Source organism: Halorubellus litoreus (genome assembly GCF_055378595.1).
Genome location: NZ_AP043834.1, coordinates 379019 through 391322, shown reverse-complemented (window position 1 = coordinate 391322; position 12304 = coordinate 379019). Strand labels below are relative to the sequence as shown.

General features: G+C 68.9%; 12 protein-coding genes. 7 read left to right on the top strand and 5 right to left on the bottom strand.

The window, feature by feature from the left end; genetic code table 11:
* Positions 1–9 precede the first annotated feature (9 nt).
* From ACZ48X_RS01765 to ACZ48X_RS01755, 3 genes are all read left to right on the top strand, one after another.
* Complete coding sequence (locus ACZ48X_RS01765) at positions 10–1050, top strand: S24/S26 family peptidase (protein ID WP_336351293.1); 1041 nt, start codon at positions 10–12, stop codon at positions 1048–1050.
* Between the two features lie 93 nt (positions 1051–1143).
* On the top strand, positions 1144–2292 hold the full coding sequence (locus tag ACZ48X_RS01760) for a DUF5305 family protein (protein WP_336351294.1): 1149 nt from the start codon (positions 1144–1146) through the stop codon (positions 2290–2292).
* Between the two features lie 18 nt (positions 2293–2310).
* Entirely contained in the window at positions 2311–3204 is an 894-nt protein-coding gene (locus ACZ48X_RS01755; RefSeq protein ID WP_336351295.1) for a hypothetical protein, read from the top strand.
* 74 nt (positions 3205–3278) lie between these two features.
* Here ACZ48X_RS01755 and ACZ48X_RS01750 read toward each other — a convergent pair whose 3' ends face one another.
* The 4 genes from ACZ48X_RS01750 to ACZ48X_RS01735 form a co-directional block, all read right to left on the bottom strand.
* Positions 3279–3566 carry a DUF7344 domain-containing protein gene (locus ACZ48X_RS01750; protein ID WP_336351296.1) on the bottom strand — a complete coding sequence of 96 codons (288 nt, stop codon included), beginning with the start codon at positions 3564–3566 and terminating at the stop codon, positions 3279–3281.
* A 145-nt stretch (positions 3567–3711) separates the two neighbouring features.
* Complete coding sequence (locus tag ACZ48X_RS01745; protein WP_336351297.1) at positions 3712–6387, bottom strand: PAS domain-containing protein; 2676 nt, start codon at positions 6385–6387, stop codon at positions 3712–3714.
* 14 nt (positions 6388–6401) lie between these two features.
* Positions 6402–6539, bottom strand: a complete 138-nt coding sequence (locus ACZ48X_RS01740) for a hypothetical protein (RefSeq protein ID WP_336351298.1) — start codon at positions 6537–6539, stop codon at positions 6402–6404.
* Positions 6540–6631: 92 nt separating this feature from the next.
* On the bottom strand, positions 6632–6850 hold the full coding sequence (locus tag ACZ48X_RS01735) for a hypothetical protein (protein ID WP_336351299.1): 219 nt from the start codon (positions 6848–6850) through the stop codon (positions 6632–6634).
* Positions 6851–6937: 87 nt separating this feature from the next.
* Between ACZ48X_RS01735 and ACZ48X_RS01730 the strand changes: the two genes are divergently transcribed.
* The 3 genes from ACZ48X_RS01730 to ACZ48X_RS01720 all read left to right on the top strand — a co-directional run bounded on the left by ACZ48X_RS01730 (position 6938) and on the right by ACZ48X_RS01720 (position 8313).
* Positions 6938–7615, top strand: coding sequence for a helix-turn-helix domain-containing protein (locus tag ACZ48X_RS01730; RefSeq protein ID WP_336351300.1), 678 nt, complete (start codon positions 6938–6940; stop codon positions 7613–7615).
* Positions 7616–7761: 146 nt separating this feature from the next.
* Entirely contained in the window at positions 7762–7950 is a 189-nt protein-coding gene (locus ACZ48X_RS01725; RefSeq protein ID WP_336351301.1) for a hypothetical protein, read from the top strand.
* Between the two features lie 114 nt (positions 7951–8064).
* Positions 8065–8313 carry a HalOD1 output domain-containing protein gene (locus ACZ48X_RS01720; protein WP_336351302.1) on the top strand — a complete coding sequence of 83 codons (249 nt, stop codon included), beginning with the start codon at positions 8065–8067 and terminating at the stop codon, positions 8311–8313.
* Positions 8314–8611: 298 nt separating this feature from the next.
* Here ACZ48X_RS01720 and ACZ48X_RS01715 read toward each other — a convergent pair whose 3' ends face one another.
* Positions 8612–11218, bottom strand: coding sequence for an efflux RND transporter permease subunit (locus ACZ48X_RS01715; RefSeq protein WP_336351303.1), 2607 nt, complete (start codon positions 11216–11218; stop codon positions 8612–8614).
* 222 nt (positions 11219–11440) lie between these two features.
* Between ACZ48X_RS01715 and ACZ48X_RS01710 the strand changes: the two genes are divergently transcribed.
* Complete coding sequence (locus ACZ48X_RS01710; RefSeq protein WP_336351304.1) at positions 11441–12208, top strand: TrmB family transcriptional regulator; 768 nt, start codon at positions 11441–11443, stop codon at positions 12206–12208.
* The last annotated feature ends 96 nt before the right edge of the window (positions 12209–12304 follow it).

The window sequence follows — 12304 nt, the reverse complement described above, 5'->3', positions numbered from 1 at the left end:
ACATTCTTCATGAACCGAGGTGCGGTACTCGCCGTGATGGCGTTGGGGATGCTGCTCACGCTCGGCGCGATAGCGCCGGGTATCGCGCCGGTCGTGGTCGCGACGCCGGAGTCGGGGAGCATGGTGCCGACGGCGGAGACGCACTCGCTCGTCGTCGTGCTCGACACGGAGCCGACGGTCGGCGAGATCGCGCTGTTCGAGACGCCGACGCGGGACCGCGCGGTCCTGCATCGGCTCGTCGATCGGACCGCGGACGGCGAGGCGTTCGTCACGCAGGGCGACGCGAACGCCGCGAGCGACCAGGCGGCGGGCGACCCGCCGGTGTCGCCCGACCAGGTCTATGGGACCGTCCCGACGATATTCGGCCAGCCGCTCGTGATACCCTACGCCGGGCTCGTCTTGACGAATCCGGTGTTCGCGTTCGGCGTCTGGGCGCTCCTGGGCGCGTCGCTCCTGTACACGACGACGGGCGGGCAGGCGGTCCGCGAGACCGTCGCGGCCGTCCCCGTCCGCGTGCACGTCGTCGTGCTCGCCGTCGCCATCCTCGTCGTCGTCCCGGCGGCGACGGTGGCGGCGCCGGCGAGCGTCGACGCGGAGATACTGACGACGACCACCGCGACCGGCGAGAACCCCGGTATCGTCGCGCCCGGCGAGGTCGGCGAGCGCACCATCGAGGTGTCCTCGCCCGTCATCTGGGGGCTAGAGACGACCGCCGAGGTCGACGGCGACCTCCGAATCCGCTCCGTCAGCGCTGCAAGCGGCGGAACGCGCGAGGTAACCGTGGTGAACGACCCCGTCGACGACCCGCAGGTGCAGCGGGGCACCATCACCGTCTACTCGTTCCCGGCGACGCTCCCCAAGCCGGTGCTCGCCACGCTCGTCGACGTGCATCCGTTCGTCGCCGGGTTCGCTGCCGCGCTCCCCATCGGCGGGACCGTCCTCGTCGCCGCACTCCTGTTCATCGACCCGCGACTCCCGCTTCGAGCGAGTCGGAAAGCCATCCAGCGACGCCGGCGCCGCAAGCGAACCGACACGCCCCACCTCGACTGACATGACTCATCCAAGCCCCTCCACGTCCGCGACGTTCGGTCGCGAGTTCCCGTCGCGGTCGACGCGGACCCCGACACGGAACGGTGACCCACGATGATGGAATCGTACTCGTGGCTCCGGTTCAAGCACGCGCTCGCCACGAACACGAAAGCGATCGTCGTCGCGTGCGTCGTCGTCGCGCTCTTCACCACGACGATGCTCACGACGGGGTTCGTGACGGAGGCGAGCGCACTCAGCCCGCTCGCCGACGACGACGAGGCGACGTCGTTCCACGCGGCGAGCGTCGAACAGCACGCGACCGTCACCGTCCGCAACGACACCGACGCGTACGAGAAGGGCGAGACGCTCCGGGACGCGTCGCTGTACCCGCGCCGGAACGCGAGCGACCCGACCGTGAACGCGACCGCGACCGTCGACCGCGGGTCGCTCGATGCCCTCAACGTCACGCTCACGTACACCGCGACGCGAGCCGCGGGAGACGGGAGCGGGTTCTACGAGAAGGACGTCGTCGTCGCCGCGGTCGACCGACCCCGGAGTTCGGCGAACGTCACCGCCGACATCCCCATCGAGGACGTCTTCGAGATGCGTGACGACCTGGAAGCGGAGTTCGGCGACGGCGTGTCCGTGTCGGTGTCCATCGCGGCGACGGCGACGTACTCCTACGAGACGCCGACCGGGCGGACGGTCACGCGCACCATCCAGACCGGCGGCGGCATCGAGCCGGTCGGCCAGCTGTACGCGCTCCCGACCGGGAGCGACCGCGCGACCCACCGCACCGGGGCGAATCCGGACGCGAGCGGTGGCGTGTCGCCGTTCGTGAACTGGCTCGCCATCATCGCCCTGTTGTCCTCGGTCGTGTTCGGGGTCGCGACCGTCGTGAGCGGTCGGTTCATCGACGCCGACGAGGTCGCTCGCGAGATACAGTGGCAGCGGTTCCGGGACTGGGTGACCGAAGTCGAGTCGTACACGCCCCAGGGCGACGTGAACACGGTCGAGGTCACGAACCTGAACGACCTCGTGAACCTCGCCATCGACACGAACCGCCGCGTGCTCTTCCACCGTCCCGTCGAGGAGTACATCGTCGTCGAGAACGACGTGATGTACAAGTTCACGCCGGACGTCGGCGAGGACGCCGGAAGCACGGAACTGTTCGGGCTCCGCAAGGAGGACTTAGAGGAGACCGAGTTCCCGAACTTCGAGAACTTCGAAGCCGCCGAGAACCGGGAACGACCGAGCGACTGACGACGAGGTGAGTCACGGATGCCACGACGACACCCTCGCCGCAACGGGGGCACGGGCCGCCGGAACCTGCTCGCAGCGGTCGCCACCGGCGTCGCCGGCATCGGAATCGGCCTGAACGTCCTCAAACCCGAAGCGTACACGTCCGCAGTCCTCGGTCGCGGGGCGAACGCGGCGGTCACCGACGACCCGAACGCCGTCCTCGGCATGGAGGGGTTGACTGATACGAGCGTCACGCCGACGTTCACGAACCGGTCCTCGGCGACGATGGACGTCACGCTGGACGCCGTCGAGACCGGTATCGAGTGGGACCTCGGCGACGACGGTACCTACGTCACCGACCCGGTCACGTTCACGCTGGGGAGCGGGTCGTCGACCGAGTTGGCTGTCAAGGGCGCTGACGAGGTGACCGCGGACATCACGGCGGTACGCTCCGCGAACGGCACCACGACGGGGCGCATCGAGCTCCAGCGCGTCATCGACGTCCCGCAGTCGAACGTCGTCCAGGAGATAGCGGGGAGCGCCAAGGCCGCCGGGAACAGCGGGAAGTACGAGTTCGAACTCGAGAACACGGGCAACGTCGACGTGAGTCTCGTCGGCGTGGGCGTGAACGAGACCACGAACCCGAACGCCACCCAGGTCGACGGGGGCGGCATCCTCATCGCACCGGGAGGGTCGGTCGTCTCCAACGAGATACCCGTCGATAGCAGTGACCCGAGCAGCGATACGCGGGTCGACTTCGACCAGTCCGTTCCGCTGAACGCCGGCCAGACGAAGTCCTTCGAGTTCGACCGTTTCAGAGATAGTAGCGGGAAGAACGCGGAAATGAAGGGCGCGGACCTCAGGGTGACGTTCTACTTCACCGACGGGAGCTCCGGCGTCGTCGAACTCTGCTTGGCCGGTTGTAGTTTCTGAAGAAGGCTCGTGCGGTCTGTTCTCTCGAGTCGCGTCGTTCGCGCTCGACGCGAGTCGCGACGACGGCGGCGTACTCAGGACCGGGTCTCGAAGTCGGCGAAGTCGTCGAGGACCGTCGGTTCGAGCCACTCGTCGCCCGTGATTGGTAGGTCCTCGCACACGACGATGCCGTTCACTGGGTCGTACTCGAGGAGGGCGTTAGCGTCGAGTTTCGGGAGGACGGAGTGATGGAGGTACACCTCGACGTCCCTGTCGTCGCGCGGGCTGTCCGGGGCCCTCCCGGCCGCTGCTCGCTCCGCGATGGTCTCGGCGAGCGTCGAGCGGTCGAGCGGTTCGTTCGCTGTCGTGAGGATCGCGAGCACAGACCGTGTGAGCGGTCTCGCCAGCACCGACCACGCGACACGTTCCGGCGCCCGTCGAACCCCGTACTCCACTGTCATCACTAGCGTGAACACGCCTCACGCTCAAGAGCGTCCTACCGGAACAAGCCGGTTTGTCACCGCCACGTCAGGTCGGGTCGTCCGTCGACGATTCGACCGAGTCGAGCCCGAGGTACTGCGAGAGCACCTTCGCCATGGCGATCCGCAGGTGCTGGTGGAGCGTCGACGACGAGATATCTAGTGCGACCGCCAGTTCCTCGCCGGTCGTGCGTCGACGCGGCCACTCGAAGTACCCCGAGAGGTACGCTGCCTCGAGGACGCTCCGCTGGCGGTCCGTGAGTTCCGATTCGGTCATCGTGTCGAACAGCGCGCCCGGGACGGTTCGCTCCACCTCTCGCTTCGCGACGAGGTTCGCGTCGACGCCGCGGTGTTCGACGCGGTCCAGGTACGCTCGGACGTCGGACCCCGCGGTCACGTCCACCACGAACCGGGCGCGGCCGCCCTCGATCGTCCCACCGCGGATCCAGCCGCCGGCGTCCAGGAGCGCGCTGACCGGTGACGCCTCGCTGACCCGGAGTTCGAACGCGAACCGGTCACCGTCCGCGCCCACGACACGAACGGATTCGACGACGTCGAGGTCGGCGGCGGCGCGCTCGAGCGCGTCGTCGTCGGTATCGACGGCGGTGAGGTAGAGCAAGTACTCGTGGTCCTCGACCGGAACCACGCCCTCCAGCGTCCACGTCCCACCGACGCGTTCGTTCAGCGTCGGTAACGGCGCCGGGTCGCCGGAGACGTCGAGCTCCAGTTCCTCGAGGACGGTCGCGTGAAGCAGGTGCTTCGTGCGTATCGAGTCGATCGCGGTGCCGAGCAGTTGCCCGAGTTCCGCGAGGACGGCCAGTTCCTCCGACGCGAACGCGTCCTCGTCGGCCGCGCCGATCGTGAGGACGCCGTGAACGACGCCCTCGTACGACAGCGGGACGTTCGCGATAGCACGGACGGCTTCGGTCGCAGCGTACTCGTCGAAGGCCTGCGAGAGTCGGTCGTCGCGCTCGACGTCGACGACGGTCGGCGTCACCGTCTCCACGGCCTCCACGATCGCGTCCTTGAGCGTGCCGGCTGTCGACGCCTGGAGGGCGTTCATCTCCGCTGGCGTCGCACCGGCGGCGTGCTCGAACTGGATCTCGTCGCCGAACGTCACGCGAGCGGAGACCGCGAGCGGGTACGTGTCCGTCGCGCCGAGCGTCCGACAGACCGCCTCCTCGACCGCGTCGCGGTCCGTCGCAGCGATGATCGCTCGGTTGACGTCCCGGATGATCTCGTTCACGCGGTTCAGTCTGTCGAGCTCGTCGCGCTGGGCTTCCAGTCGCGCCGTCGCTTCCCGCCGTTCGGTGATGTCCCTGAGCGCGGAGAGGTGCTGGCCGGGGCGGACGTTCGCCGTCGCCGCGAAGTCCGTGATGCGGACGTCGCCGTCCGGTCTGACGAGCGTGAACTCGCCGCGCATCGACCCGTCCTCGAGGAACGTCTCCCAGACCGCGTCGACGTCCATCTCGGGCGGCGCGAAGTCGCGCGGGTGTCGTCCGAGGAGTTCCGATTCGGGGAGCCCGTAGAGGTCGCACGCCGCTTCGTTGACGGCGACGTAGTTTCCGTCGTCGTCGGCGAGAACGAGCGCGTCGAGCGTGCCCTCGAACACGCCGCTGAACAGGCGCTCGCGTTCTCTGAGCTTCGTCTCCGCGCGCTTGCGGTCGGTGACGTCCTCGAACGTCACGACGACCCTGGAGACGTCACCGTCGTCGTCGAAGACGGGCGCGGCGCCGACGACCAACCAGAGACGTGACTCGTCGGGATGACCGAGGGAGAGTTCGACGTTCCGTACCGCGTCACCCGTCTCGAGCACGTGATTCAGCGGGAACGACTCGACGGGCAGCGGGTCGCCGTCGGCGTCGAGCGCGTTCCACGCGCGGTCGGTGAGCGTCGATCCGACGAGGGCCTCGGGCGGGAGACCGAGTATCTCGGCGCCGCGCTGGTTGACGCGAACGAACCGTCCGTCGGCGTCGTGCACGGCGATACCCATCGGCGCCAGTTCGAGGAGTTCGTCGAAGACGTCGCGTTCGTGTCGGAGCGCGCGCACGCGCTCGATGCGCTCGGCGACGTCCGTGAAGTATATCGAGAGCCCGGTCGGTGACGGGAACGCGCGGATCTCGAACCACGTGTCGAGGGTGTCGGCGTACCACTCCATCGTCACCGGTTCCTGTCGCGTCATCGCTCGCTCGAACGCGGCCTGCATCCGCGTGCCCGCGACCACCTCGAAGACGTCCCAGATGGAGCGACCGAGGAGGGACTCGCGTGGTTCGTCGACGAGTGCCGCGGCTTTGTCGTTCACGAACGTGTACCGCCAGTCGGCGTCGAGTTCGACGACGCCGTCGGTGACGCGCGACAGGACCGTCGCCACGTCCGGAGATTCGGGGCCTGCACGACGGCAGTGGTACGCCACCAGCGAACTCGACGGGTCGACGTCCTCTACGGTGACAGTAACGGGGATGTCGCGACCGTCGGGGCCAGAGACGGTCGTCTCTCGCCGCGTCGGTGCGTCGTCGTCCGGGTCACCGGGGTCGAGGCGGTCGACGAACGTGGCACCGAGGAGGTCCGCGACGGTGGTCTCCGTCGAGAGGTCGCTCCGCGGTCGCCCGAGGACGCGTTCGACGGTCGGCGACGCCCAGCGGATGACGCCCGTCTCGTCGGCTATCAGCACGCAGTCGTCGCCGCGAGCACGTTCGGCGTACGCGCCGTCGTTCGTGGCTGGCATCGTCCTTGCGTTCTTCAGTCGTCGTTGGCGTCGATGTCGACGACAGCGGTGTTCTGTCCGGGGTTCGGACTGTCGCGCGTGGTCGGCAGGCGGCCGGGGTTGCCGGCGTCCAGCGCGACCTCGCGCCGCGCCGTCTTGAGTGGTGTTGTCATACCACGAACGTCGGCGGCGGTCGACATAAACGCTCGCGGCGAACAGGTCCACGCAGACGTCGCTGTGGACGAGCGAACCGCAGACGGGACGGCTACTGGCCGTCCAGCGCACCGCCCCGCGTCTTCGGGTCGTTCGCGACGACGACGTACACCGAGAGCGCGCCCTGCGAGACGAGGAGGAGCGCGAGACCGACGGCGACGAATCCGACGCCGACACCGCCCGAGATGACGTTCAACGCCAGGACCACGCCGAAGCCGATGGACGTCAATCCCAGCAGTGCCACGGCCATCCAGAGATTCGAGTTCGGCATCGTGCGAGCCTACCCGCCGTCACTCGATTACGGATTCCGATATGTCCAGTCGATAGTAGGTACCCGCCGCGTTCACCTCCACACGGAGTGGGGTTAAAGTACGGCCGGGGCGTCATCGTCGACGAGATGTACGAGGCGACGTTCCACATCCGCGGTGACGTCCCCTACGCGGACGCGACCGCGGACGGCGCTGCACGCGTCGAACTCTGGTGCAACGAGCACTGCGACCTCCTGCACGTCCGCGGTGACGCGACCGACGCGGTGCGCGAGGCGGTCGACGCCGCGGTCGGCGTCGCGGACGTCGTCGAACGCGGCACCGAAGCGGTCGTCGTCACGGAGGACTGCCTGCGCCCGCACACCGAAGGGAACGTCGAGGGCTACCTCGAGCGCCACGACTGCCTGCTCCTCCCGCCACTCCGGTACGAGGACGGCGGGAAACTCGTGCGCGTCCTCACGCTCGACGCCGGGAACCTCGCGGCGTTCTACGAGGACGTCCGCGCGTCGTTCGACGTGACGGTACGCGAGAAACGCGAGGTCGACGCCGTCCCGCAAGCAGGTGCGAGCATCGCGTCGGCCGCACCCGACCTCTCCGACCGCCAGACGGAAGCCATCCGCGCCGCGTGGGCCGACGGCTACTACGACGTGCCGCGTCGCACGACCACCACCGAACTCGCCGCCGCGATGGGCGTCGACCGCCGCACGTTCGAGGAACACCTCCGGCTCGCCGAGGAGAAGGTCGTCGGCGCACTCGTCGACCACGTCTGACGGCCGCAGGAGCCCACCGTGCATAACCGTCACACGCTCGTCGCACAGCGGACGTAGTCCTCGCATGACAGCGGGCGCCCTCGACGAGACCGACCGCCGTATCCTGTAGGCCCTCCAGGTCCACGGCGCTCGACGTTCCGGGCGTCGTGAACGTCCTCGAACTCGTGCGTGGAGCGGACAACGTTCACGTCGAGACCGTGGCGCGGTCGACCGACGCACTCACCGAGACCGCCCAGGGGCTGCGAGCGCTCGGTCTCCGCGTCGGCGACGAGACGCTCGCCCGCTCGAAACGAGTCGATGCTCCCGGTCTGCCGGACGACGTCGGAACGCCCTGAATCGACGCACTCCGGCCCGCGTCGACGTATTCTGGCGGTGAACGCGTTTCGTGCACGGGGATCCCGCATAGAAGTTCGCGAATGTTTATGCTAACCCCTCACGTATCTGGTTCGATGAATGTGGAGACGAGAACGTGGGCGGAACCGACGCAGCGCATCGTACAGGCCATCGCCGACGCGGAGGGCGTGGAGCCAGTGGACCTCGACCCGCCGTTGTTCGACGTCCTCGACGGCGACCTCCTGAACGCGCTGGTCTCGTCCAACGAGACCAACGCGGACGAACCGAGCCTCGAGATGTCCTTCGAGTACCTCGGGTACACCGTGTACGTCGCGGCCGGCGGCTCGGTCTCGGTCAGTAACTGACACGGTGACGTGATGGCGTCAGTCCCCGGACGCGGCCGCCGACGACCAGTCGGCCTCGCGCCACGCTAGCAGGTTCTTCGTCCCACCAGTCGTTCGACCGGCCCGAGACTCGCGCCCCTCGCTCGCAGGTCGGCACACTCCCCTACTCTCGCTTCCTCCGTCCAATCCCGCTTCCGCCACGCGATCCCGCTTCCGCCACGCGATCCCGCTTCCGCCGCGTGAGGGTCGACCGGTCGACGGACGTCCGTGGGCGAGTGGCGACGTGGGTCAGTCGTCGCCTTGCGAGTGGCGATGTCGGTCAGTCGTCGCCCGGCGCGGGGCGAGCGGCTGGTTCGATGTCCACGTCGGCGTAGCGCGTCCAGAGCACGAGGAGGCTCGGGAGGACGAAGACGCTCGCGAGGAACGCGTAGATGATGGCGGTCGCGGTGACGAACCCGAACCGCTGGAGGCTCGGGACGAGCGCGAGCATGAGGACGCCGAACCCGCCCGCGGTGGAGACGGCGCTCGCGAGCAGCGCCCCGCCGGTCCCCTGGAGGGTGCGTTCGAGCGCCGGAACGGCGTCGCCTTGCTCGCCGAGTTCCTCGACGAAGCGTTCGCCGATGTGGATGGCGTAGTCGACGCCGATACCGATGGCGATGCTCGCGATGATGGCGGTCTCGGTGTTGAACGAGATGCCTGCGAGGTACATCGTCCCGAACAGCCACGCGAGCGCGAACACGACCGGCGTCATGACGACCGCGCCGAGCGAGAGCGTGTCGTACCGCCGCCAGAAGACCCCCGTCAGGAAGACGATGATGACGCCGAACGTTATCGCGAACCCGGTGACGAGCGTCTCCAGGAGCCCGCGCTGGACGAGCTCTTGGACGATGGGCGTCCCGGTGGCGGTGACGGTGAGGTCGCTCCCGGACTCCATCGCGGTGGCGACGTCGCGCATCTCCGCGGTGACGGTGCCGGTGTCGGCGCCGCCGACGAGCGCGACGCTCACGCGGAGCGCGCGGTACTCGCCGCCCTCGCGGTAGAACGCGGCTTCCGCGGCGTCTGGGTTCGCGCGGTAGACCGCGTCGTACACCGCAGTGAGGTTCCCGTCCGGGACGCCGTCGCCGTCCGCGTCGTTGCGGGCGACGACGTCCGCGACCGTCTCGTTCGCGGCGGCCGTCCGTTGGACGACCTCGAGCGGGCCGTCGACGCGGAGGCTGCCGTCGGCGAGCGTGACCGCGGTCTCGGTGCCCTCGAGGTCGCCTTCGGCGGCGGCGAGCCGTTCGAGCGTGTCGGGCGCGGTGACGTCGCCCTCGACGAGGAATATCGCCCTGGATTGGTCGCGTGACTGCACGAACTGCTCGTTGATGTAGACCGCGTTCGACCGGAGCGAGTAGTCGCTCGGCGCGAACGGCTCGGGGAGCGAACTCATCCAGTCGGGAGTGTCCCGCGGGAGGAAGTCCACCTGGTCGATGCTCGTGTCGATGTCGGTCGCGGCGACGCCGCCACCGGCGCTGAGGACGAGCGCGAGCGCGACGACGACCACGGGCGCCCGCCGTGCGACCGTCGCGCCCGTCGAGAGCGCGCGGCCGGCGACGCCACCGCGGCCGAACGGGCGCTTCTTGCGAGCGAACCCGATACGCTCCGCGACCTCCTCGAGTTCGACCTTCAGCGGTGGGAGGAGGACGCCGAACACGAGGAACGCGGAGACGATACCGACCGCGGCGACGGTCCCGAACTGCTGGATGGAGACGATAGGACTGACGAGGTTCGACCCGAACCCGACCGCGGTCGAGAACGTCGCCGCGCCGATCGCGACGACGACGCCGGTGAGCCCGCGCGTCATCGCCTGCCGGACGTCGCGGTCGGAGTCGTCGAGTTTCGCCTCGCGGTACCGCATGACGACGTGGAGCGCGTAGTCGATACTCAACCCGATGAGGAGGAACGGGACGGCGATGATGAGTTGCGTGACGCCGATGCCGAGCCACCCCATCGCGCCGCCCATCCAGACGAGGACGAGGACGACGCCGAGCAGGCCGAGCGCGACGTCGAGGACGTCCCGGTACGCGACCCCGAGGAGGGCGACGATGAGGAGGAGCGCGACGGGCGAGATGAACGCGAAGCTCTCGCCGGTCGCGGTCCCGGCCTCCTCGTCGACGATACCGAGCCCGAACGCGAACGCCTCGGGTTCGATGACGTCCTCGGCGTATTCCTGGATAGCGAGTTGCCCGTCGGTCACGGCCGCGGGGAGGTCGTCGGACGCGGCCCCGCTCGTGTCCTGGAAGACGAACATGATGCGGCCGCTCGCGGACGTCGACCCGGCCTCGTAGTCGGTCGCGAGGAGCGTGTACGGGTCGACGGGCCCGCGGTCCTCGCGCTCCGGGTCGAGGACGTCCGCGACGACGGACTCGACCTCTGCGGGCGACATCGACTCGAGTTGCGCGATCTGCTCGTCGAGCGTCGGCTGACTCGGCGGGCCAGCGGCACCACCTGACGACCCGTCAGAACCCCCGGGGGGTCCGCCGCCGCTCCCGTTCCGGGCGGCCTCCGCCCTGATGGCGGCGGTCGCGACGACGTTCGACAGGCCGACGACCGGCTGGTCGGCGCGGAGCGTCGCGTTCACGTCGGAGTCGTCGCGTATCGCGCGCTGGAATCGGAGCGTCGAGAGGAGCGATTCCTTCGTGAGGACGTCGTCGCCGCGGACGACGACCTGGACGACGGTGCTGTTCTCGCCGTCGGTCGTGAAGTTCGCCTCGGCGTAGTCGAGTTTCTGTGCGGCCGCGGAGTCGCTCTCGAAGCTCGTGATGGAGAGGCCACCGTCGAGGTTCGCGGCGCCCGCGCCGACGAGGAGCGTCGCGACGAGCATGAGCGCGACCACCGTCTTGCTGTAGGTGGTGACGAAGGCCGCGTAGCGTGCCGGGAGTGTCATCTGGGCGTCCCTACGACGCCGGAGCAAATAAGTATTGTAGAATCCTACAACAAACACTGGATTCGGGACCGGGGGACTGATACGACCCCTCCCCGTAGACCCGATACCACCGGACGCGACCGCGTTCGACGACCGAGCACGCGGTCGCATCGTCGCGACCGAACGCGATACGCGACCGAACGCGATTCGCGACGCCACCCGACACAGACTCCGCCACTCACCATGAGCGCACAGGACGCCGTCGCCGCACTGAAACGACTCGGCCTGCCGAACTACGAGGCGCGCGTGTTCGTCGCCCTCCAGGAACTCGGCGCCGGGACCGCACAGGCCGTCAGCGACCGCTCCGACGTCCCGCGCTCGCAGGTGTACGGCGCCGCGGACGAACTCGCCGAACGCGGACTCGTCGAGGTCGTCGAATCCAGCCCGAAGGAGTACCGGCCGGTCGACCTGGCGACCGCACGCGACCTCCTCACCGAGCGCCTCGACCGGGAGCGCTCGCGCGCGTTCGAGAACCTCGAAGCCATCCAGGCGACCGGCAGCGACCACTCGAAGGGCCAGGACGTCTCCACGCTCCGCGGTCGCCAACCCATCGACGACCGCATCGTCTCCCTCGTCGAGGACGCCGACGCGTTCGTCGTCCTCGTCGCCCCCGAAGGCGATTCCCTGAGTGAGCGCGTCACCGCGTCGCTCCGGGACGCCGCCGCCCGCGGCCGACGCGTCACGGTCCTCACCGCAGACCGGTCGGTGAACGACCGGTTCGCCGACGATCCCGTGCAGGTCGTCGTCATGTCCGAGGACAACCCCGCGGACTTCGCCGGACGCGCGCTCATGGTCGACGACAGCACCGTCCTGCTCGCGGTCGAGACCGACGACGACCCGCTCGGCGAGGAAGCGATGTGGACCGCCGACTCCCGCATCGGCGGCATCCTCGCGCAGTTCATGCAGTCCGGCATGGACTCCGGCACCGACCACGAAGACGCCGGCGAGTGAACGAGTCACCGGAGGCACGCTACCGACGCCGGCCAGCAGAACGAGTTACCGGAGGCACGCTACCGACGCCGGCCAGCAGAACGACGTAACCTGTCG

What these genes read in the sequence shown, in the direction of transcription:
- ACZ48X_RS01715 (WP_336351303.1), bottom strand. Translation starts at nt 11,218, where the DNA reads ATGACACTCCCGGCACGCTACGCGGCCTTCGTCACCACCTACAGCAAG.
- ACZ48X_RS01720 (WP_336351302.1), top strand. Translation starts at nt 8,065, where the DNA reads ATGAATGTGGAGACGAGAACGTGGGCGGAACCGACGCAGCGCATCGTA.
- ACZ48X_RS01710 (WP_336351304.1), top strand. Translation starts at nt 11,441, where the DNA reads ATGAGCGCACAGGACGCCGTCGCCGCACTGAAACGACTCGGCCTGCCG.
- ACZ48X_RS01745 (WP_336351297.1), bottom strand. Translation starts at nt 6,387, where the DNA reads ATGCCAGCCACGAACGACGGCGCGTACGCCGAACGTGCTCGCGGCGAC.
- ACZ48X_RS01755 (WP_336351295.1), top strand. Translation starts at nt 2,311, where the DNA reads ATGCCACGACGACACCCTCGCCGCAACGGGGGCACGGGCCGCCGGAAC.
- ACZ48X_RS01740 (WP_336351298.1), bottom strand. Translation starts at nt 6,539, where the DNA reads ATGACAACACCACTCAAGACGGCGCGGCGCGAGGTCGCGCTGGACGCC.
- ACZ48X_RS01735 (WP_336351299.1), bottom strand. Translation starts at nt 6,850, where the DNA reads ATGCCGAACTCGAATCTCTGGATGGCCGTGGCACTGCTGGGATTGACG.
- ACZ48X_RS01760 (WP_336351294.1), top strand. Translation starts at nt 1,144, where the DNA reads ATGATGGAATCGTACTCGTGGCTCCGGTTCAAGCACGCGCTCGCCACG.
- ACZ48X_RS01765 (WP_336351293.1), top strand. Translation starts at nt 10, where the DNA reads ATGAACCGAGGTGCGGTACTCGCCGTGATGGCGTTGGGGATGCTGCTC.